At 74.1% G+C, this 20,365-nt stretch carries 20 protein-coding genes and 2 pseudogenes; 14 read left to right on the top strand and 8 right to left on the bottom strand.

The features are described from left to right. Positions 1-90 precede the first annotated feature (90 nt). The 3 genes from ACZ6Q9_RS00870 to ACZ6Q9_RS00860 all read left to right on the top strand — a co-directional run bounded on the left by ACZ6Q9_RS00870 (position 91) and on the right by ACZ6Q9_RS00860 (position 3,318). The gene (locus tag ACZ6Q9_RS00870) at positions 91-1,197 is read left to right on the top strand and encodes a CapA family protein (protein WP_396826973.1); all 1,107 of its coding nucleotides are present in this window, start codon (positions 91-93) and stop codon (positions 1,195-1,197) included. A gap of 157 nt (positions 1,198-1,354) precedes the next feature. Next, positions 1,355-2,017 (top strand): GntR family transcriptional regulator, encoded by a 663-nt coding sequence (locus ACZ6Q9_RS00865; RefSeq protein WP_393263885.1) that lies wholly within the window; start codon positions 1,355-1,357, stop codon positions 2,015-2,017. Continuing rightward, the gene (locus tag ACZ6Q9_RS00860; protein WP_393263883.1) at positions 2,014-3,318 is read left to right on the top strand and encodes an MFS transporter; all 1,305 of its coding nucleotides are present in this window, start codon (positions 2,014-2,016) and stop codon (positions 3,316-3,318) included. Before ACZ6Q9_RS00865 ends, ACZ6Q9_RS00860 begins: the two co-directional genes overlap by 4 nt. Before the next feature lie 38 nt (positions 3,319-3,356). On the opposite strand, the gene ACZ6Q9_RS00855 is transcribed toward ACZ6Q9_RS00860, so the two are convergent. Continuing rightward, complete coding sequence (locus ACZ6Q9_RS00855; protein WP_393263881.1) at positions 3,357-3,776, bottom strand: hypothetical protein; 420 nt, start codon at positions 3,774-3,776, stop codon at positions 3,357-3,359. A 192-nt stretch (positions 3,777-3,968) separates the two neighbouring features. Between ACZ6Q9_RS00855 and ACZ6Q9_RS00850 the strand changes: the two genes are divergently transcribed. Then, positions 3,969-5,054, top strand: a complete 1,086-nt coding sequence (locus tag ACZ6Q9_RS00850) for an S-(hydroxymethyl)mycothiol dehydrogenase (RefSeq protein ID WP_396827123.1) — start codon at positions 3,969-3,971, stop codon at positions 5,052-5,054. Beyond that, positions 5,054-5,683 (top strand): MBL fold metallo-hydrolase, encoded by a 630-nt coding sequence (locus tag ACZ6Q9_RS00845; protein WP_393263877.1) that lies wholly within the window; start codon positions 5,054-5,056, stop codon positions 5,681-5,683. The genes ACZ6Q9_RS00850 and ACZ6Q9_RS00845 overlap by 1 nt, the downstream gene beginning before the upstream one ends. 104 nt (positions 5,684-5,787) lie before the next feature. Here ACZ6Q9_RS00845 and ACZ6Q9_RS00840 read toward each other — a convergent pair whose 3' ends face one another. Together ACZ6Q9_RS00840 and ACZ6Q9_RS00835 are read right to left on the bottom strand one after the other, a co-directional pair. Further along, positions 5,788-6,726 carry an anti-sigma factor RsbA family regulatory protein gene (locus ACZ6Q9_RS00840; RefSeq protein WP_396826977.1) on the bottom strand — a complete coding sequence of 313 codons (939 nt, stop codon included), beginning with the start codon at positions 6,724-6,726 and terminating at the stop codon, positions 5,788-5,790. Next, complete coding sequence (locus tag ACZ6Q9_RS00835) at positions 6,723-6,905, bottom strand: hypothetical protein (protein WP_393454385.1); 183 nt, start codon at positions 6,903-6,905, stop codon at positions 6,723-6,725. The genes ACZ6Q9_RS00840 and ACZ6Q9_RS00835 overlap by 4 nt, the downstream gene beginning before the upstream one ends. 108 nt (positions 6,906-7,013) lie before the next feature. Between ACZ6Q9_RS00835 and ACZ6Q9_RS00830 the strand changes: the two genes are divergently transcribed. The 5 genes and pseudogenes from ACZ6Q9_RS00830 to ACZ6Q9_RS00810 all read left to right on the top strand — a co-directional run bounded on the left by ACZ6Q9_RS00830 (position 7,014) and on the right by ACZ6Q9_RS00810 (position 11,295). Next, positions 7,014-7,490 (top strand): VOC family protein, encoded by a 477-nt coding sequence (locus tag ACZ6Q9_RS00830; RefSeq protein ID WP_393263872.1) that lies wholly within the window; start codon positions 7,014-7,016, stop codon positions 7,488-7,490. 171 nt (positions 7,491-7,661) lie between these two features. After that, the gene (locus ACZ6Q9_RS00825; RefSeq protein WP_396826980.1) at positions 7,662-8,783 is read left to right on the top strand and encodes a DUF3626 domain-containing protein; all 1,122 of its coding nucleotides are present in this window, start codon (positions 7,662-7,664) and stop codon (positions 8,781-8,783) included. 363 nt (positions 8,784-9,146) lie between these two features. Then, positions 9,147-9,341: pseudogene (locus tag ACZ6Q9_RS00820) on the top strand (hypothetical protein); the annotation flags it as partial. Positions 9,342-9,407: 66 nt separating this feature from the next. Then, positions 9,408-9,854, top strand: a pseudogene (locus tag ACZ6Q9_RS00815) (hypothetical protein); the annotation flags it as partial. A gap of 844 nt (positions 9,855-10,698) precedes the next feature. Continuing rightward, complete coding sequence (locus ACZ6Q9_RS00810) at positions 10,699-11,295, top strand: hypothetical protein (protein ID WP_396826982.1); 597 nt, start codon at positions 10,699-10,701, stop codon at positions 11,293-11,295. Between the two features lie 129 nt (positions 11,296-11,424). Here the strand turns inward: ACZ6Q9_RS00810 and ACZ6Q9_RS00805 are convergent, their stop codons facing one another. Together ACZ6Q9_RS00805 and ACZ6Q9_RS00800 are read right to left on the bottom strand one after the other, a co-directional pair. Next, complete coding sequence (locus tag ACZ6Q9_RS00805; RefSeq protein WP_396826984.1) at positions 11,425-12,870, bottom strand: MFS transporter; 1,446 nt, start codon at positions 12,868-12,870, stop codon at positions 11,425-11,427. An 85-nt stretch (positions 12,871-12,955) separates the two neighbouring features. Next, positions 12,956-13,192 carry a hypothetical protein gene (locus ACZ6Q9_RS00800; protein WP_357465101.1) on the bottom strand — a complete coding sequence of 79 codons (237 nt, stop codon included), beginning with the start codon at positions 13,190-13,192 and terminating at the stop codon, positions 12,956-12,958. A gap of 143 nt (positions 13,193-13,335) precedes the next feature. Here ACZ6Q9_RS00800 and ACZ6Q9_RS00795 point away from each other — a divergent pair, with 143 nt between their 5' ends. Beyond that, positions 13,336-14,493, top strand: a complete 1,158-nt coding sequence (locus ACZ6Q9_RS00795) for a geranylgeranyl reductase family protein (RefSeq protein ID WP_393454397.1) — start codon at positions 13,336-13,338, stop codon at positions 14,491-14,493. Positions 14,494-14,607: 114 nt separating this feature from the next. Continuing rightward, positions 14,608-14,796: a hypothetical protein gene (locus tag ACZ6Q9_RS00790; RefSeq protein WP_350712703.1), complete on the top strand. Its 189-nt coding sequence runs from the start codon at positions 14,608-14,610 to the stop codon at positions 14,794-14,796. Positions 14,797-14,896: 100 nt separating this feature from the next. Here ACZ6Q9_RS00790 and ACZ6Q9_RS00785 read toward each other — a convergent pair whose 3' ends face one another. Beyond that, the gene (locus tag ACZ6Q9_RS00785; RefSeq protein WP_393454400.1) at positions 14,897-16,687 is read right to left on the bottom strand and encodes a bifunctional metallophosphatase/5'-nucleotidase; all 1,791 of its coding nucleotides are present in this window, start codon (positions 16,685-16,687) and stop codon (positions 14,897-14,899) included. Positions 16,688-16,899: 212 nt separating this feature from the next. Between ACZ6Q9_RS00785 and ACZ6Q9_RS00780 the strand changes: the two genes are divergently transcribed. After that, complete coding sequence (locus ACZ6Q9_RS00780; RefSeq protein WP_396827125.1) at positions 16,900-17,802, top strand: SDR family oxidoreductase; 903 nt, start codon at positions 16,900-16,902, stop codon at positions 17,800-17,802. Positions 17,803-17,832: 30 nt separating this feature from the next. On the opposite strand, the gene ACZ6Q9_RS00775 is transcribed toward ACZ6Q9_RS00780, so the two are convergent. Together ACZ6Q9_RS00775 and ACZ6Q9_RS00770 are read right to left on the bottom strand one after the other, a co-directional pair. Then, on the bottom strand, positions 17,833-18,492 hold the full coding sequence (locus ACZ6Q9_RS00775) for a nucleotidyl transferase AbiEii/AbiGii toxin family protein (protein WP_393263860.1): 660 nt from the start codon (positions 18,490-18,492) through the stop codon (positions 17,833-17,835). Beyond that, a complete protein-coding gene (locus ACZ6Q9_RS00770; RefSeq protein ID WP_393263858.1) occupies positions 18,489-18,830 on the bottom strand; it encodes a hypothetical protein in 342 nt (113 codons plus the stop codon). Before ACZ6Q9_RS00770 ends, ACZ6Q9_RS00775 begins: the two co-directional genes overlap by 4 nt. Positions 18,831-19,749: 919 nt before the next feature. Between ACZ6Q9_RS00770 and ACZ6Q9_RS00765 the strand changes: the two genes are divergently transcribed. Next, on the top strand, positions 19,750-20,346 hold the full coding sequence (locus tag ACZ6Q9_RS00765; protein WP_396826987.1) for a hypothetical protein: 597 nt from the start codon (positions 19,750-19,752) through the stop codon (positions 20,344-20,346). Positions 20,347-20,365 lie beyond the last annotated feature (19 nt).

The raw sequence follows: 20,365 nt of genomic DNA, 5'->3' as shown, positions 1-20,365 counted from the left end.
GGGCGTCCCCGCGCTCGGCCGCGAGGTGGGTTCGTCGAGCGCGCCGGGCCGGCGGGGTGAGCGGAGGGCCCGGCGGGGAAAGCGGGTGGGATGTCCGACGTGACCCTCCTCCTCGGCGGCGACGTGATGACCGGCCGAGGCGTGGACGCGATCCTGCCCGCACCGGGCCCGCCCGAGCTGCGCGAACCCGCCGTCCGGGACGCCCGCGACTACGTCGGCCTGGCCGAGGCCGCCGCCGGCCCGGTCCCGCGCCCGGCGCCGCCGGCCTGGCCGTGGGGCGAGGCGCTCGACCTGCTCGACGCGCTGCGGCCGGACGTGCGGGTGGTCAACCTGGAGACGGCGGTGACGGGCCGGGGCGCACACGCCCCGGCCAAGACGATCCACTACCGGATGCACCCGGCGAACCTGCCCTGCCTGACCGCGGCCCGGCTCGACGTCTGCGCGCTGGCCAACAACCACATCCTCGACTTCGGCGCGGTCGGCCTCACCGACACCCTCGACGCGCTGGCCGGCACGGGCATCGCCACCGCCGGCGCCGGCCGGGACGAGGCGTCGGCCTGGGCGCCCGCCCGGGTGCCGCTCGCCGCGGGCCGCCGCCTGCTGGTCTGGTCGGTGGCCGCCCCGTCCAGCGGCGTGCCCCCGCCCTGGGCGGCCACCGCCGACGCGCCCGGGGTGGCGTACCTGCCCGAGGTCTCCGCCGCGTCGGCCGCCGCGCTGGCCGGCCGGATCGCCGCCGTGGCGGGGCCGGGGGACCGGGTGCTGGTCTCCGTGCACTGGGGCTCCAACTGGGGGTACGACGTGCCGCCCGAGCACGTCGACTTCGCCCACCGGCTGGTCGACGCGGGGGTGGACGTGGTGCACGGCCACTCGTCGCACCACCCGCGCCCGGTCGAGGTGTACCGCGACCGGCTGGTCCTCTACGGCTGCGGCGACCTGGTCGACGACTACGAGGGGATCGGCGGGCAGGAGGCGTACCGGCCGGAGCTGCGGCTGCTCTGGCTGCCCACCCTCGACGCGGCGACCGGGGCGCTGCGGCGGCTGCGGGCGGCCCCGGTGCGGATGCGCCGGATGCGGTTGGAGCGGGCCGCGCCCGGGGACGCCCGCTGGCTCGCGGACCTGCTGGGCGGCTTCGGCCCGCCGTTCGCCTCCGGGTTCGACGTGGAGCCCGACGGGCTGCTGGCCCTCCAGCCGCGCTGACGACCCACCCGACGGGGACCCGCGCCGACCGCCCGGCCTGGCGGTCTCCCCGCGTCGACGGTCGCCGTCCTGGCCGTGGCCCGCGCCGACCGTGGCGTGCGCCACCCCGAGGACGGGGCGATCGGTCGCGTCGACGCCAGGGGCGCATCATAGATACATGACGCATCCCTCCCCGTCCCGTCGGGTCGCCGCGCCGTCGGCCGCCGAACGCGCCTACCGCCACCTCAAGCGGGCGATCCTGGAGCAGATCCACCCGGGCGGTTCGCTGGTCAGCGAGGGGGAGATCGCCGAGGCCGCCGGCGTGTCCCGCACTCCGGTCCGGGAGGCGCTGCTGCGCCTGGAGGCCGAGGGGCTGGTCAAGCTCTACCCGAAGCGGGGCGCGCTGATCCGCCCGGTCTCGGCCCGGGAGATCACCGACGTGATCGAGGCGCGGCGACTGGTCGAGCTGCACGCCGCCGAGCGGATCTGGCCCCGCCGGGCGGCGCTGCGGGAGGGGCTCGCCGCCCGGCTGGCCGAGATGCGCGCCGCGCACGCCGCCGGCGACGTGACCGCGCTGATGGAGGCCGACCGCGCCTTCCACGCCATCGTCGTCGACGCGGCCGGCAACGAGATCCTCGCCGAGCTGTACCAGCGCCTGCGCGACCGGCAGCTGCGGATGGGGGAGGCCAGCTTCCGGCTCTCGCCCGGCTGGGCCGAGACGGCACTGGCCGAGCACGCCGCCCAGCTCGCCGCGCTCGACTCCGACGACCCCGGGCCCTGGCTCGCCGCCGTCGCCGCGCACATCGACAAGGCCGCGGACGTGCTGCGGGCGCTGCCGTGACCGTCCTGACCACCCCGGCGCCCGCGCCGGTCGCGCCGCGCCGTGCCGCCGCGCTGGTCTGGGGCGTGGCGGTGAGCGCGTACGTGGCCGCGGTGTTCCACCGCAGCTCGCTGGGCGTCACCGGGGTCGACGCGGCACACCGCTTCGAGATCAACTCCTCGGTGCTGGCCACCTTCTCCGTCGCCCAGCTCGCCGTGTACGCGCTGATGCAGGTACCGGTCGGCGTGCTGCTCGACCGGTTCGGCTCCCGGCGGCTGCTCATCGCCGGCGGCGCGCTGATGGTCGCCGGCCAGGTCTGCTTCGCCCTCGCCACCGACGTGCGCCTCGCCGTGGCCGCCCGCGTCCTGGTCGGGCTCGGCGACGCGATGACCTTCATCAGCGTGCTGCGGATCGTGGCGTTCTGGTTCCCGGGGCGACGTAACCCGATGATGACCCAGCTCACCGGGACGCTCGGGCAGCTCGGGGCGATCCTCGGCGCCGTACCGCTGGTGGCGCTGCTGCACCGGGCCGGCTGGACTCCCGCCTTCCTCGCCGTCGCGGCGGTGGGGGCGACGGTGCTCCTGATGATCGTGGTTGCCGTCCGGGACACCCCGCACGGGGAGACCGCCCCCGGCCCGGCACCCGACCTCGCCGCCGTGCGCCGGAAGCTGCGGGCCGCCTGGGCCGAGCCGGGCACCCGGCTGGGCCTCTGGACGCACTTCGTCACCCAGTTCTCCGGCTCCGTGTTCGCCCTGCTCTGGGGATACCCGTTCCTGGTGCAGGGGCAGGGGCTCAGCCCGACGGCCGCCGCGTCGCTGCTCACCCTGATGACCGTCGCCATGTTCCTGACCGGGCCGGTGATCGCGCACCTGTGCGCCCGCCACCCGTTCCACCGGTCGGTGCTGGTCTTCGTGATCACCGGCGCCACCGCCGCGGTCTGGGCCGTCGTGCTGGCCTGGCCGGGACGCGCGCCGGGCTGGCTGCTGGTCACGCTGGTGCTGGTGCTGGCGGTCAACGGTCCCGGCTCCATGATCGGCTTCGACTACGCGCGCACCGCCAACCCGGTCAACCGGATCGGCAGCGCCAGCGGCGTGGTCAACGTCGGGGGCTTCCTCGCCTCCATCGTGCTGGTGCTGGCCGTCGGCGTGGTGCTCGACCTGGCCACGCCGGCCGGTCGGGCCGCCCCGGACCTGGCCGCCTTCCGCTGGGCCTTCGCCGTGCAGTACGCCCTCTGGGCGCTCGGCGCGGTGCAGGTCCTGCGCTACCGCAACGCCGCCCGTCGGGAGGCCGCCGCGCGGGCGCGTACCCCGGCCGCGCCCTGAGCCCGGCGCGGGCGGGCCCGGCCCGGCCCGCCTCACGGTCAGCGGAGCCGGCGGCGGAGGGTCAGGTCGTCGAGCACCAGGGTCAGGCCGGCCCCGAGCAGCCAGACGTCCTTGGCCAGGCCGATGCCCTGCTGGGTGGGCTTCAGGCTGCCGGGCTCGCGCATCCCCGGCGTCCTGAGGTAGAGCTGCACCAGACCCGCGCCGAACGCGGCCAGCCCCAGCCCCGCGAGCGCCGACGGGACGAACGGCGCGAGCAGCGCCGCGCCCAGGGCGACCTCGGCCCGGGAGAGCAGCCGGGCGAACCGGTTCGGATCGAGCTGCCCGAGCTGCGGGATCGCGCCGACGGCCATCCCGTGCATGCCCTGCGCCGCCTCCCCCTCCAGGTTCCGCTTGCCGAGGCCGGAGTTGAGGATGAACGCGCCGGTGCTGACCCGCAGCGGCAGATGACTGACCTTCATGGCGCACTCCCGTCCCACCGTCGAACCGTGCCCCCGCCTACCCCGCCCGCGAGGTGATAACCGCCCGATCTGGCGTTGGGACGACGGATGATCAGCGGTAGCGTCGCCGAGGGGAGGTCACCCCACGGTGCGGCGCGCAGCGCACCCTGGATGACGGCGGCGCGGTGCGCCGGCGTGGAGCAGGAGGAAATCGTGAGCCAGCAGGTCAGGGGAGTCATCTCCCGCAGCAAGGGCACACCGGTCGAGGTGACGACGATCGTGGTGCCGGACCCGGGGCCCGGCGAGGCCGTCGTGCGGATCCTGTCCTGCGGGGTCTGCCACACCGACCTGCACTACCGCGAGGGCGGCATCAACGACGACTACCCGTTCCTGCTCGGGCACGAGGCCGCCGGCATCGTCGAGGAGGTCGGGGCCGGCGTCGACAGCGTCGCGCCCGGCGACTTCGTGGTGCTCAACTGGCGGGCCGTCTGCGGGGTGTGCCGCGCCTGCCGCCGGGGCCGCCCGTGGTACTGCTTCGCCACCCACAACGCGTCCCAGAAGATGACCCTGACCGACGGCACCGAACTCGCCCCGGCGCTCGGTATCGGTGCCTTCGCCGAGAAGACGCTGGTCCACGCCGGCCAGTGCACGAAGGTGGACCCGGCCGCCCGGCCCGCCGCCGTCGGGCTGCTCGGTTGCGGCGTGATGGCCGGTCTCGGCGCCGCCATGAACACCGGCGGGGTCACCCGGGGCGACTCGGTGGCCGTGATCGGCTGCGGTGGCGTCGGGGACGCGGCGGTCGCCGGCGCGGCGTTGGCCGGCGCGACGACGATCATCGCGGTGGACACCGACCCCCGCAAGCTCGACTGGGCCCGCAAGTTCGGCGCCACGCACACCGTGAACGCCCGCGAGGACGACGCGGTCGAGGCGATCCGCGCCGCGACCGGTGGCTTCGGCGCCGACGTGGTGATCGACGCGGTGGGCCGCCCGGAGACCTGGAAGCAGGCCTTCTACGCCCGCGACCTGGCCGGCACGGTGGTGCTGGTGGGCGTGCCGACGCCGGAGATGACCGTCGACGTGCCGCTGCTGGACGTGTTCGGCCGCGGCGGCTCGCTGAAGTCGAGCTGGTACGGCGACTGCCTGCCCAGCCGGGACTTCCCGATGCTCACCGAGCTCTACCTGCAGGGCCGCCTCGACCTGGACGCGTTCGTCACCGAGGAGATCGCGCTGGACGGGGTCGAGGAGGCGTTCGCCCGGATGCACCGCGGCGACGTGCTCCGCTCGGTGGTGGTCCTCTGATGGCGGCCCGCGTCGACCACGCCGTCACCTCCGGCACCTTCTCCCTCGACGGCCAGACCTTCGACGTGGACAACAACGTCTGGATCGTCGGCGACGACACCGAGTGCGTCGTCGTCGACGCCCCGCACGACGTCGAGGCGATCCTGTCCGCCGTCGGCGACCGGCGGGTACGCGCCGTCCTCGCCACCCACGCCCACGACGACCACGTCCGGGTGGCCCCGGCGCTGGCCCGGGCCACCGGCGCGCCGGTGCTGCTGCACCCCGCCGACCGGGTGCTGTGGGACATGGTGCACCCGGACGAGGCGCCGGGCGGGGAACTGCGCGACGGGCAGACCGTCGAGGTGGCCGGGGTCGCGCTGACCGTCCTGCACACTCCCGGCCACAGCCCCGGCGCGTGCAGCTTCCACGCCCCGACGCTCGGCGTGGTGTTCACCGGCGACACGCTCTTCGCCGGCGGGCCCGGCGCCACGGGGCGCTCGTACAGCGACTTCGGCACGATCGTCGCCTCGATCCGGGACCGGCTGCTCACCCTGCCGCCAGAGACGGTGGTGCACACCGGGCACGGCGACAGCACCACCGTCGGCGCGGAGGCCCCGCACCTGGACGAGTGGCTGGCCCGCGGGCACTGACCGCGCGGGCCGGCCACGGTCAGCCCGCCGGCCGGACCGGACCCGCCGGCCCGGTCCGGGCGACGCCGCCCACCCGGCGGGCGGGGGAGGAGCGTCGGCGTCGGTCAGAGCGGGCGGCGGATGTGCAGGCGGACCGTCGTGCCGGCGGCGGTGCTGTACACCCGGACCAGGTCGCAGAGCGCCTGCACGATCACCAGGCCCCGCCCGCCGACGCCGTCCTTCGCCGGAGTCAACCGGCCGGCCAGCGGGTCGGCCAGCCAGCCGTCGTCGCGGATCTCGCAGACCAGGTGCTCGGCGGTCCGCCAGACCCGCAGCACGCCCGCGCCCCCGGCGTGCGCGATGCTGTTCGTGGCCAGCTCGGTCACCGCGATCTGCAGGTCGGCCACCCGGTCCTCGTCCAGCCCGGCGACCCGGCCGTGGCCGGCGACGAACGCGCGCACGGCGGGCAGGCTGTCGACCTGGTAGGCCAGTGCCGCGACCGGTTCCGCTGGTGCCGGCAGCGGGAGGTTGTAGCGGGCGACCACCTCCGACGGGGCGTACGCCCCGCTCGACCGCCGCCCCGCGTCGTCGACGAGCACCGGGTGCGTGGCGCACGCGTCGGTCAGCACGTCGTCGTCGAGGCCCGCCACGTCGTACGGGCAGAGGATGGTGGCGTCGCGGCCGGCGAACGCCATGTTGATCAGCGCCTCGTGCTGGGCGCAGGCCGGATACTCGGTGTCGCTGCGCCCGGCCCAGATCGGCTCGCCGATGATCCGTACGCGCCGGCCGGCGTGTTCGTCGATGAACGCCTGCAGAACCCACGGGATGATCCGCCCCGGGTTCCGGCCGGCCTCGGTCATGTCCGCCCAGCGCACCCCGTCCATCGCGCCGACCTCGGCGCGGACCAGCCACAGGTTGGCGCCGGGCATCGCGACCAGCACCGGTTCTGCGGCGGCCAACCCGCTGGTGATGAACGGCACCGTGCCCGCCAACAGTTCGTCCGGGTCGCGGTAGAAGAGGCCCTCGTGCACGAAGGTGCCCGCTGTGCCACCCGGCCCGGTCATGCCGCCCGTCCCACGGGGGACGGCCCCGACGTGTCCAGGGAGTCGGCGGCGGCCCGACCGTGGCGGGGACCGGGGGCGACGAAACGGCCGACGGCGGCGAGCGCGTCGGTCTCGTCGTCGTCGGCCCAGCAGGCGTGGTCCCCCAGGGCGGCCTGGTCGACCACCGCACCAACAGTCAATTCCCTGCCTCCCGGTCGGCGCTCCCACTGTAATCCCCGGTTTCGGTACCGGCCCAGCGGGTGAACCGTAGGCGCCCGGCGTGCCGTGACCGACTAGGCTCTGGCGGCATGACGACGGACGCCGCCGGCCGCCCACCCGCCGTACGCCAGCTTCGTCTGGTCGTGGAGGCCGAGGACTACGAGGCGGCGGTCGTGTTCTTCCGGGACGCGCTGGGCCTGCCCGAGCAGGCCGCCTTCACGGGGGAGGGCGACGCGCGGGTGGTGATCCTCGACGCCGGCCGGGCGACGCTGGAGATCGCCAACCCGGCGCAGAAGCGGATGATCGACGAGGTCGAGGTCGGGCGGCAGGTCGCCCCCAAGATCAGGGTGGCGTTCGAGGTGGACGACAGCCGGTCCGCCACCCGCCGCCTGGTCTCCGCCGGCGCCACCGAGATCGCCCCGCCGACCGTGACCCCGTGGCAGTCGCTCAACGCGCGCCTCGACGCCCCGGCCGGCCTGCAGATCACGCTCTTCCAGGAACTGCTCGGCGCGGACGAGCGGGCGACCCTCGACGGCTTCGGCACCGACCGGGCGCGCGAGGAGTAACCGGAGAAGGCATCCGCCGGTCCGTTCGGACCGTGGCCGGCAACGACGTCGCGGGCGGAACCGGGATCGGCCAAGGCCGGGCAGGTCGGTGACCGCCGCCGCACGGCGCTGCTCCGGCCGGCACCGAAAATCGGGTGCGTCCCGGCCCGCGCGCGGGAAGTATTCGCAGCCATGCAGCCCACGGCCGGTCCGGCCGCCGTCGACGCGGCACTGACCCCCGCCCAGCGCGCGGCGATCGGGCACGTCCGCGCGGCGGCGCTGCGCGACCGCCCCGCCGCCCTGGCCGTCATCGCCCGCGCGCTCGCGGGCTCGGGCGTGACCCACCGGCCGGAGTGCCTGATCGCCGCGGTCGGCCGGCACGGCCGCCTCACCCTCAACTTCCACCCGGACCGGCTGTGCGCCGACGGGCGTACGGTCGCGTCGGCCCTCGCCGCCGAGGGCGTCTACCGCAGCCAGTTCGAGACCGGCATCTCCAACGGCGGGCTGACCGCCTTCCCCGGGGGCGACCGGGACCGCTGGGAGGAGACGCTCTTCGGCGGCGCCTACCAGGTCCCCGGCGTGCCCCCGACGGACCGGCCGAAGTACGGCGGCCTGAACCTGCTCGACCACCCGGACGGTGCCAGCCCCCGGTTCGGCTCCTGCCACCTGCGGCTGCGTCCCGAGGTGCTCGCCCGGGCGACGTTCTGCTTCGGTGACAGTCACCTGGGCCCCCGCGACCTGGGCACCGTCGACGTCTTCGAGCCGGTGCTGGCGGCCCTCCTCGCGGCGACGGACAGCACCGGGGTGAGCCTGGGCGTGCCGGGGGACGTGGTGGCCCTGGTCCGGGCGCTGCTGCGCCGTCGCGAGGAGGCCGCGTGGGCCCCCGGCGCCGCGGGTCGCGCCCTCGACGACTACATCGAGGCCCAGATCCACGGGGAGTTGAGTCTGGCCCGGGACGTGGAGGCGGTGGTCATGGACCCGTCCTTCCGGGGCACCGAGGCCGGGGAGACCCTCGACGCGCTGGCCCGTCGGCACGGCGTCGCCCTGCACTGGCACGCCGGCTTCGCGCTTCCCGTCGACCGGATCGACCCCGACTTCCGGGGGCCGGCCATCCCCCCGCTGGCCGCCCGGCTGCACGCCGAGTTCGCCCGGCCGGGCGATCCGGTCGACGCCGCCCTGATCGGGCGCGCGGCGGTCTCCGTGGTCACCGAGCCGTCCCGCTGGGCCGACCGGGGGCCGGCCGAGGTCACCCTCCAGCACCTCAAGCAGCTCTGGCACGTCCTCGTCCGGTTCGGCGCGCCCCACGCCGCCTGAGCCGATCCGGTCCGGCACCCTGCCGGCCCTCACCGGTCCGGCCTCGCGGTGAGCGTGCCCCGGCTCTGCTGACCCACGATCTTCTGCGGGACGTGTTGGCGTCCCGGCCCGGACTCGGCCGGCTGGGGTCGATCGTCTGGTTCATCCTTTCCCGTGCCGAACGCAGGGGAGTGTTCTCGCCCGTCCCTCGTGCCGAGTGACGGGGACCGCAGCACGCCACCACCGGCTCATATCCGGAATGCCCGACAGGGCAGGCTGGTTGTGTCCCCCGTACCGCCGGAACCGAAACCTCCTCCGGCGCGGAAGTTTCCCCCGAGGAGCGCTCAGCACGGAGCGCTTCGCCTGACCGAAAGGGCAACCATCGTGAAGTACGACTTCACTCGGTGGCTCCCGGCCATCGCGAAGGACTCGAAGGACTCGAACCGCAAGATCGCGCTGAGCGTGGTGGGTGTCGCCGCCCTCGGTGGCCTGGCCTTCGGGCCGACGGCCGTCGCCGCACCTGTCACCAGCACGCCGCACGAGGGCGCCGTGGCCGCGATCGAGCAGGCCACCGGCCAGGGCAAGTCGGCCTCCAGCGAGGAGTCGGCCCTGACCACCGGCGGCGAGACGGCCAAGCCGGTCGCCGACAAGCCCGCCCGAGATGAGCTGATCCCGCACGGCGTGCAGGGTGCCCAGTCGCGCATCCCGCTCGACGACGCGCAGCTCGCCAACGCCAAGGCCATCATCAAGGAGGCCAAGGAGACCGGCGTGGGTGAGCGGGGCGCCGTCATCGGCATCGCGACGTCGCTGCAGGAGTCGAAGCTCTACAACCTCGGCCACCTGGGCGCGTACAACGACCACGACTCGCAGGGCCTGTTCCAGCAGCGCCCGTCGTCGGGTTGGGGTTCGCCCGACCAGGTCACCGACCCCGAGTACGCCTCGCGGGCGTTCTTCGAGGCGCTCAAGAACGTCGGCGGCTGGCAGGACCTGCCGCTGACCTCCGCCGCACAGACGGTGCAGGTCTCGGCCTACCCGTTCGCGTACGCGCAGTGGGAGGAGCAGGCGGCGGACATCGTCGCCCAGCTCTGGTGACGACCGCGTGACAACCGCATGACCCGACCGGCCGGTCCCGATTTCAGGGGCCGGCCGGTTGCGCCTGCGGCGGCGCGCTCTTTCGGCGCTGTGCTGTGGTGCGTGGTGGTGGGGGTGTGCGGGGCACACCCCTTCGGTGGTCGCGCGCCGTCCGTGCCTGGATGTCGGTTTCGCGGTACGGCTGCCGTGAGGCGTCCGCGAAGGCGTCGGCGTGGCGTCGGTGAGGCGTCGCGATGTGGGGTTGGCCTGGTGTCGCCTGCGGCGTGGCGACCGGTCGACCCGCTGTCGGCGGGTCCGGGTGGGTGGGGTGCCGTGGGCGCTGTCGAGCTGCCCCGTCTGTGAGACCACCCGTCACACCAGACTCGGTCGCCTGCGGCGGCATGCTGTGCCCCATCTGTGAGGGCAGCTCGACAGGGACCAGGCAGCGGAACCCGTGGGGTCCGGTTGTGTCCCGTCTGTGAGGGCAGCTCGACACGGGCCAGATGGCAGCGTTCCGTGGGTCCGGTTCGGGGTGTGACCGGGGGCATCGTGGGGGCGGAATCGTGGCCGGGGCGGGGTCGTTACACCCTGCGTACGGCCGAGCAAGACCACCCCCGCCCCCCGGCGGGCTGGCGTGCGGGCCCCGGAATGTTGGTGGGCCGCCGGTCGTTACACATGGTCCCGGCCCGGCGAGGGCAACCCCCCGCCCCGCGACACGGGCCACTCCCGGTCTCCAGAGGGCCGGTCTGATTCTTCCCGGCGCGTGACGCGCCGGATCCCCCGGTTTCTTGAGCGCCGGACGGTGCTTGTGCCCCGCTGAACCCCCCCTTCGGCGTGTGGTGCCAACCCCCGAATGGAGCATCTGATGAACACGATCATGCGTAAGAGCGTTCTTGGTATTGCTGGTCTGGCTGTTGCTGGTGGTCTGGCTGCTGGTCCGCTGAACCACGCCGACACCAACCCCGTGGCGGCGACGCCGGTCACCGCCGTCGCCGTGCAGGCCGACAAGCCGGCGGTGGACATGGCGAAGCTGGTTCCGCATGGTGTGCAGGGTGCGCAGTCGCGCATCGACCTGTCGGACGAGCAGGTCGGTAACGTGAAGGCGATCATTGCGGCGACGAAGAAGGCCGGGATGGACGAGCGGGCCGCGGTGGTGTCGATCGCGACGGCGTTGCAGGAGTCGAAGCTGGAGAACCTGGGTCATCTGGGTGACCGCAACGACCACGACTCGCTGGGCCTGTTCCAGCAGCGCCCGTCGAGCGGTTGGGGCACGGTCGAGCAGATCACCGACCCGGAGTACTCGACCACGGCGTTCCTGAAGGGTCTGAAGCAGGTCGACGGGTGGCAGGACATGCCGCTGACCGAGGCCGCGCAGACCGTGCAGGTGTCGGCGTACCCGGACCACTACGCCCAGTGGGAGCAGCAGGCCGCCGACCTCGTCGCCGAGCACTGGAACAGCTGACGACAGGTGCATGACGCCGCTGGCCGGTACCCCGTGCGGGGTACCGGCCAGCGGCGTCCTCGCGTCACGAGCGGGCAGGCCCACACCGGGTCCGGGTCTCCGGGTGGAGGCGGTCGCGTGCGGTGGCGTTCAGCGGCGGTGGCCGAGGGTGACGTCCACCAGGGCGGCGACCAGCGCCAGCGCGATGACCGCGGCGGCCAGCAGGAGGGAGTGTCGGAAAGCGACGCCGTAGTCGCCGTCGCTGCCGGCCAGCGACGAGAAGAAGACCGAGCCGACGGCGGCGATGCCGGCGGCGGAGCCGATGCGCTGGCCGGTCTGCAGCATGCCCGCGCCGCTTCCCGCCTGGGGCACCGGTACCTGGGACAGGGTGAGGGTCTGGTTCGGGGCGATCACCAGGCCGCTGCCCAGCCCGGCGACCAGCAGCGGCGCTGCGGTCAGCCACGGAACCACGGCGCCGGCGGGCGCCAGGGCGAGCGCGCCGACCACCGCGACGAGCCCGACGACCACGGTGAGCAGACCGACCGCGACCAGCGGCCGGCCGAAGCGGTTGACGATCCGGCCGCCGAGGGCGGACGCGGCGGCCGAGCCCAGCGCGAACGGGGTGATGGCCACGCCGGCGACCAGCGCGCTGTAGCCGAGGCCGTTCTGGAGGTAGAGGGTGAAGACGAAGAAGATCGCGGTGAACCCGCCGAAGTAGACGAGCGCGATCAGTGATCCGAGGGCGTACGACCGGAATCGGAACAGGCGCAGGTCGAACAGCGGATCCCGGCGCCGGGCGTACCACCGTTCCCAGGCCCCGAATCCGGCCAGGGCGAGCAGTCCGGTCGGCACCAGCAGCCACTTCGCGCGGCCCTGCCACTGCTGCTGCTGGACCAGCGGCAGCAGCACCAGCAGCACGCCGAGCCCGAGCAGCAGCACTCCGACGGGATCCAGCCGCCGGTGGTCCGCGGGGCCCGCCCGGCGGCCGGGGAGCAGCCGCCAGCCGAGGACCACCGCCACGATCCCGACGGGCACGTTGACGAAGAACACCCAGCGCCAGCCGTGCTCCTCGCCGCCGATGGCGATCAGCAGGCCGCCGAGCAGCGGGCCGACGGCGGTGGAGATGCCGATGGTGGCGCCGAGCAGGCCGAACGGGCGGCCCCGCTCGGGCCCCCGGAACAGCTCCTGGATCAGGCCGGTGACCTGCGGGTTGACCAGCCCGGCGGCGGCGCCCTGGAGCAGTCGGGCCGCGACCAGCCACGCGGGGGAGGCGGCCAGCCCGGCGAGGGCGCTGGCGAGCGTGAACAGGGCGATCCCGAAGACGAACGCGGTGCGCCGGCCGCGCGCGTCGCCGAAGCGTCCGGCGGGGACCAGCACCAGCCCGAACGTCAGGGCGTACCCGGAGAGCACCCACTGCAGGTCGCTGGGGGAGGCCCCGAGGGCGCGGTCCATCGAGGGGACGGCGACGTTGACGATGCTCACGTCGAGCAGCGTCATGAAGGCGGCGACCAGCCCGACGCCGAGGGCCTGCCAGCGCCGCCGGTCGTCCGGGGAGGCGGTGGCGTCGGCCGGTCGCGGCGTACGGGCCGCGCTCATCGTGCCTCCCGTGGACCGGTGGTCGGGCATCGCTGTCCGCTACCCCGGTCCGCGGGAGGCGAATCGTGGCGGGCCGCCCGCCGGGTCACGCCAACTGTTGGGCGCAGAACCGGGGGCCGAAGTCCAGCCCGGCCATCGGCGAGTCCTCGCGGTGCAGCAGGTTCTTTTCGGTGAGCAGGTGCAGTGGCGCGCGCAACTGCTCCTCGGTCAGCCCGGCCTCCTGGGCGATCAGGTCCGGGTACGGCACCTGCCCGCGCGCCTCCAGGGCCGCGACGGCGTCGTACACCCGTTCCTCGACGTCCGACAGTTGGACCTGCCGCATGATGTCCTCCTTCGCCTTGCCCGCCCCACGGGCGGTTGCGCCGCGCGGTTACCCCGTGGCCGGCCGAAGATGCCCACCCGATCGGGCGGTGGTCCGGCCGCGCCGACGCCCCCGGAACCGGCCTCCTGGCATACGCTGCAGCGGTGATCATCTGGGATCTCGCCGTCGTCGGCGCCGGCCCCGCCGGCCTCTCCGCCGCCCATGCCGCCGCCCGCGCGGGCCTGCGCACACTCGTGCTGGAACGGGCCGCCCACCCCCGCTACAAGACCTGCGGGGGCGGCCTGATCGGCACCTCGCTCGCGGTGGTCGCCGACCGGATCGACGTCCCGGCGCACGACCGGGTGGACCGGGTCACGTTCACCCGGGACGGGCGACGCCGGTTCACCCGACGGCACCCCGACGGCCCGCTGGTGACGATGGTGCGGCGTGAGGAGTTCGACGACCGGCTGCGCCTCGCCGCGGCCGCGGCCGGCGCCGAGGTCCGCGAGCGCGCCGCGGTCCGCGCCGTCGAGCAGGACCCCGAGGGCGTACGCCTGCGGCTGGCCGACGGGGAGACGGTGCGGGCGCGTGCCGTGGTCGGCGCGGATGGCTCCTCGGGCGTGACGGCTCGGCACGTGGGGGTCCGCCACCGGCAGGTCGACCTGGGACTGGAGCTGGAGTTGCCGGTGCCGCCGCGGGAGCAGGACCGCTGGCGGGGCCGCGTGCTGCTGGACTGGGGCCCGCTGCCCGGCTCGTACGCCTGGGTCTTCCCGAAGGGCGACCGGCTCACGGTCGGCGTGATCGCCGCACGGGGCGAGGGGGAGCGGACCCGGGCCTACCTGCGCGCGTTCGTTGACCGGCTGGGTCTGTCGGGGGTGGAGCCGGCGCACGACTCGGGGCACCTGACCCGCTGCCGCGCCGAGGACTCCCCGCTGCGTCGGGGCCGGGTGCTGGTGGCGGGCGACGCGGCGGGGCTGCTGGAACCGTGGAGCCGGGAGGGCATCAGCTACGCGCTGCGCTCCGGCGAGCTGGCCGGCGCCGCGGTCGCCGCGGGTGACCCGGCGGGCTACGAGCGGGCGGTGGCGCGGGACCTGGTGCCCTCGATGCGCGCGGGGCACCGGCTGCTGGACGTGTTCGCGCGGCGGCCGGAGGTCTTCCACGCGCTGCTGGCGACCCCGCCGGGCTGGCGGATGTTCGTGCGGTTCTGCCAGGGGCGGGCGAGCTTCGACGAGACGTTGGGCCGGGCCCCGGTGCGGGCGGCGCTGGCGCTGCTGGACCGGCTGCCGGCCCCCCGCGCGCCGCTGGCGAAGCTGCCGTCCTGACCGGGTGGACGGATGCCTAGGATCCCGTCTTTCACCCCAGGATCCTAGGATGCTTTAGGGGTGGTGGCGCCGGGCGCCACGGGCGGAGAATGACGGCGTCGAGGGGGAGAGCAGATGGCAGAGGACCGCTCCGAGTCGCCGTTCACCGACGACGAGTACGCCTTCCTGCGGCACGTGCGTTTCGGCGAGATGCCGCCGGCGGTCCCGCCGGAAGAGCGGGTCGCGCTGACCGAGACCGAGCCGCGCCGGGACCGACCGGATTCGGAGGCTTCGGACCGGTGGGACCTGCGGCACGGCGCCTGACGGCGCGTCGCGCGCGGCGGCGTCGCCTCGTCCGCGCGACCTGCCCGGTACGCGGACGGGCCGCGGGCGATCCGCCCACGGCCCGTCCGGTGACCGTCGGTCAGAAGACCGGCACGCCCTCGCGCACCAGCTTCCAGTTCGGCTGGTAGAAGTCGGCCGGGTCGATCGCGCCCTTGGCCTGCGCCCAGTCGATCAGCAGTTGACGGATCTCCTGCTGCTCGTTGTAGACCTGGGTCTTCACGATGCCGGGGAAGTTGCCGCCGCCGCTGCGGCGGTAGTTGTTCACCGCCACCACGAACTGCGCGTTGTCCGCCACCGGGGTGTCGGTGCCGGGCAGCACCAGGCGGGTGACGCGCTGGCCCACCAGCCGGGAGATGTCGATGTCGTACTCCAGGCCGGAGAAGACGTCGTAGTTGTAGTCCGGCACCGCCGGATCGCTGATCGTCTCCGGGTCGACCGGGGCGCCCGGGGCGAGGGTCCGGAAGTACTTCGCCGAGTACTCCAGGTAGGCCCGCACCTCGGCGCCGCTGAGCACGACGGCCTCGAGGGTGTTGTCGAAGACGTACAACCCGGCGACGTCGCGGATCTTCACGTCGCCGGCGGGGAAGACCGCGGTCCGGCTGAACGGCGCCGCGATCGACAGCACCGGCAGCGCCGCGTACGACGTGCCGGCGAGCGCCTGGCCGACCACCTCGGTCTGGACGTGGTTGATGAAGTCCAGGATCGGGGTGTCCTTGTACCGGCTCTCCGCCGCCGACAGCTCCACGGTGGAGCGCGCCACGACCTGGTTGACGTACGCGACGGTCTTCTGGTGCTGGGCCCGCACGGCGGCGAGGACCGCCGGGTCCTCCACCACGGTGTTGGTGTTCAGCAGGGCGGCGGTCTTCTTGGTGATCTTCCACCGGCCCCTCTCGCGGGCCAGCGTGAAGTCCATCCGGCTCAGCCGCTGGCCCCACTTCGACGGCTCGGTGAGCAGCACCTGCTCACCGGTCCGCGCGTTGGTCACGAACTTCTCGGCGACCTCGGCGTGGGCGTGGCCGAAGAGGATCGCGTCGATGCCGGGGACCTGCTCGGCGATGAGCGCCGTCGGATTCTCGTTCGGCAGCTCCGGGCCGTAGCTGGAGGTGCCGCTGTCGCCGCCGTGCGCGGAGATCAGCACGATGTCGGCGCCGCGCTCCCGCATGATCGGGACGTACTTCGCGGCCGTGGCGATCATGTCGTCGAACCGCAGTCGGCCCTCGACGTTGGCCTTGTCCCAGATCGCGCTGCCGGGGTTGGTCAGGCCGAGGATGCCGACCCGCAGCGGCGGCGCGGCGAAGCCGACGGAGACCTTCTTGATGACGAACGGCAGGAAGGCCGGCTTGCCGGTGGCGACGTTGACGGCGTTGGCCGCCAGCGCCGGGAAGCCGAGCTGCGAGATCCACTTGGCCAGCAGCGGCAGGCCGTAGTTGAACTCGTGGTTGCCCAGCGTCACGGCGTCGTACCCGAGCACGTTCATGGCGTTGGCCATCGGGTGCGTCGCCCCGGTGGTGGTGATCGGCTCCTGCTTGGCGTAGAAGGTGGCCAGCGGCGTGCCCTGGATGGTGTCGCCGGCGTCGAGCACCAGCGTCGCCTTGCCCCGCCGCTCGGTGCGGATCTGGTTGACGAGGGTGGCCAGCTTGGCGACGCCGACGTCGTTGTGCTTGCTGTCGTCGTACTCGGCGTCCTTGTAGTAGTCCCAGTTGTAGACGTTGCCGTGGGTGTCCGAGGTGCCGAGGATCGTGAGGTCCCAGGTCCGCGACCGGGCCGCGCCGGCCGCCTGGGCGGGGGTGGCGGCGATCAGCGGGACGCTCGCCGCCGCGGCCGCGGCGGCGAGCACCGTCCGACGCGACGGGCCGGAGGGAGAGGTCATGACGTGCCCTTCCATGGGGGTCGGGGCGCCTGGTGGGCGCCGAGCGCACCCTAACGAGCGGCCGTCACTCCTGCCACAGCAGCCCGAGGTGTCCCACAGCACCAGCGTCCGCGGGCCGCCCGGGGTAACACCGCCCCGGCCGTTTCCGCCCGTCGGCTCTGGGTAGGGCGGTGGGATACCAGGAACCCGAGCAGGTGCGCGAGGAGACGTCGGTGAGCGAGGACCAGCACACCCTGCAGGACCCCACCAGCCAGTACGGCCAGCAGGAGGGGCAACCGGGGCAGCAGCAGACGCCGCCCGGCGCGACCGGCAGGATGACCCCGAAGCCGGACCACGGCGAGGAGTCGTACCGCGGCAGCGGCAAGCTCGACGGCAGACGGGCGGTGATCACCGGCGGCGACTCCGGCATCGGTCGCGCGATCGCCATCGCGTACGCCCGGGAGGGCGCCGACGTGCTCATCTCCTACCTGGGCGAGGAGGAGGACGCCGACGCCCGGGAGACCGTCCGGCTGGTCGAGGAGGCCGGCCGCAAGGGCGTCGCCGTGCGCGGCGACATCACCGACCAGCGGCACTGCGAGGAGCTGATCGGGCGGGCCGTGCGGGACCTCGGCGGGATCGACATCCTTGTCAACAACGCCGCCTACCAGATGGCGCAGGAGAAGGGCATCCTCGGGATCAGTGACGAGCAGTTCGACCGGGTGCTCAGGACCAACCTGTACGCCATGTTCTGGCTCTGCAGGGCGGCGGTGCCGCACATGTCCGAGGGCTCGACCATCATCAACACCTCGTCGATCCAGGCGTTCGACCCGTCGCCGCAGCTGCTGGACTACGCCACCACCAAGGCGGGGATTGCCAACTTCACCAAGGCGCTCGCCGCCGACCTGGCGGAGCAGGGGATCAGGGTGAACGCGGTGGCGCCCGGCCCGATCTGGACGCCGCTGATCCCGGCGACCATGCCGCGGAAGAAGGTCGAGCAGTTCGGCCAGGACACCCCGGAGGGGCGCCCCGGCCAGCCGGCCGAGCTGGCCCCGGCGTACGTCTTCTTCGCCTCCCAGGAGTCCAGCTACGTCACCGGCGAGGTCCTCGGCGTGACGGGTGGCCGCCCCACCAAGTAATCCCCGCGCCCCGCGCCCCGGAACAACGGGTCAGCGGGGCCAGACGGCGAGGCGGGCGCGGACGCGGGCGACGGCGGCGGCGTCCAGGCCGTAGCGGGCGAAGCGCCGGTCCGGCAGCCGGTCCAGATAGCGGCCGGCGGCGCGGACGTCCGACGGATCCAGGGCCGGGTCGAGCTGGCGGGCCAGCTCCAGCAGCTCCGCCACGTCGTGCTGCTCCAGGGCCGCCGCCACGTCGATGTAGTCCCGAACCTCTCGCCGGTTCACCAGTGCGGCGGTCTTGTTCGCCATCAGGTCCCGCACGTCCATCACCGGGCCGAGGTCCATCACCACCGGGCTGCGGTGCCGGTCGAGGCGGGCGAGGCTGAGCCGGATCCGCCGCCCGTCCCGGCTCACCACGAAGTCCTTCAGGTCCCGGTCGAACCCGTCGAACAGCTCGGCCAGCTCGCTGTCCGGGTCGGCGTCGCTCACCTCGAACCCGGCCCGTTCCAGCGCCGCCCGCACCCCGTCCGCCGCCGCGGCGGCCGCCCCCTCGACGTCGGCGAAGAGGTCCACGTCCTCGGTCGGGCGGGTCACCAGCCCGTGCGCCGCCCAGGCCACGCCGCCACCGAGCACGAACCGGTACGGCCCGGCGGCGGACAGGGCGACGCGGGCCACCTCCCGGTAGAAGTCGTGCGGGTGCGCGCCGCTCACGCCGTACGCAGACCCCGGTGGCGGATCTCCCACGCCTGGCGTACGCCCTTGGGGAGGTTGAGCAGCCGCCACACCCGGCGCAGGGTGCGCCCGTTGATGAGCACGCGGAGGTCCTCCGCGCGGGTGGTCTCCCGCAGGACGTTCTCGTACATCCAGAGCAACTCGTCCGGGTCGCCCAGGTCGAACGTGCGGTCGGCGTTCCACATCAGCTGCACGGGCAGCTCCACGACGCCGCGGGTGGGGCCGGCGAGCTCGGTGAGCGTCCGGGTCACCACGGCGGGCCGGCCCGGGCGGGCGAGGGGGGCCACGCGGGTCGCGGTGGGGGAGAGGCCGTGCATGCTGTCAGGGTAACGCCAGGTCCGCGGTTTGTCGGTGCTGGTTGTGCTGGGTGTCGGTGGTTGCGGTGGGGGTGTGGGGCCCCCCGGGCCGCCGCCCGGGGGGGGGGCGGGGGGGCACGGGCGCGCCCCCCGGGGCCCCCCCCGCCGGGGGGGGGGGCCCCCCCCGGGCGGTCAGGCTTGATCCCTGCGCCGGGCACGGCGGGCCACACCCCGTCGGTGGTCGCGCGCCGTCCGTGCCTGGCTGTCCGTTGTCCGGCAATGGCCGTCGGGGAGGCCCGTCGGGAGGCGACGGGCGATGCGTTGGCGAGGTGTCGACCGCGAGGTCGCGGCCCGTCGGCCCGCTCTTGACCGGGCCGGTGGGTGGGTGCGGTGGGCGCTGTCGAGCTGCCCCGTCTGTGGGACCACCCCCGTCACACCAGGCTCGATTGCCTGCCGGGGCACGTTGTGCCCCGTCTGTAAGGGCAGCTCGACAGGGACCGGGGGCGGCATTCTGCCGGGGCACGTTGTGCCCCATCTGTGAGGGCAGCTCGACAGGGGCCGGGTGGCAGTGTCCCGTGGGTCCGGTTCGGGGTGTGACCGGGGGCATCGTGGGGGCGGAATCGTGGCCGGGCCGGGGTCGTTACACCCTGCGCACGACCGAGCAAGACTACCCCGCCGCCCCGGGCGGGCTGGCATGCAGGCCCCGGGGCCCGGGCCCCGGAATGATGGTGGGCCGCCGGTCGTTACACATGGTCCCGGCCCGGCGAGGGCAACCCCCCGCCCCGCGACACGGGCCACTCCCGGTCTCCAGAGGGCCGGTCTGATTCTTCCCGGCGCGTGACGCGCCGGATCCCCCGATTTCTTTGAGCGCCGGACGGTGCTTGCACCCCCGCTGAACCCCCCTTCGGCGTGTGGTGCCAACCCCCGAATGGAGCATCTGATGAACACGATCCTGCGTAAGAGCGTTCTTGGTGTTGCCGGTCTGGCCTTTGCCGGTGGTGTGTTCGCCGGTCCGGCTGCTGCTCACGCCGCCCCGACGGTCGAGTCGGGTAAGCCCGTGGCGGTGGCGGTGCAGGCTGACAAGCCGGCCGTGGACAAGTCGAAGCTGATCCCGCATGGCGTGCAGGGTGCGCAGTCGCGCATCGACCTGACCGACGAGCAGGTCGCCAACGTGAAGGCGATCATTGCGGCGACGAAGAAGGCCGGGATGGACGAGCGGGCCGCGGTGGTGTCGATCGCGACGGCGTTGCAGGAGTCGAAGCTGGAGAACCTGGGTCATCTGGGTGACCGCAACGACCACGACTCGCAGGGCCTGTTCCAGCAGCGCCCGTCGAGCGGTTGGGGCACGGTGGAGCAGATCACCGACCCCGAGTACTCGACGACGGCGTTCCTGAAGGGCCTGAAGCAGGTCGACGGGTGGCAGGACATGCCGCTGACCGAGGCCGCGCAGACCGTGCAGGTGTCGGCGTACCCGGACCACTACGCCCAGTGGGAGCAGCAGGCCGCCGACCTGGTCGCCGAGCACTGGAACAGCTGACACACCGACATTCACCACA

This window comes from Micromonospora sp. NPDC049139 (genome assembly GCF_055586845.1).
The sequence above is the reverse complement of the archived record's forward strand: the minus strand, read 5'-3'. Positions and strand labels throughout refer to the sequence as shown.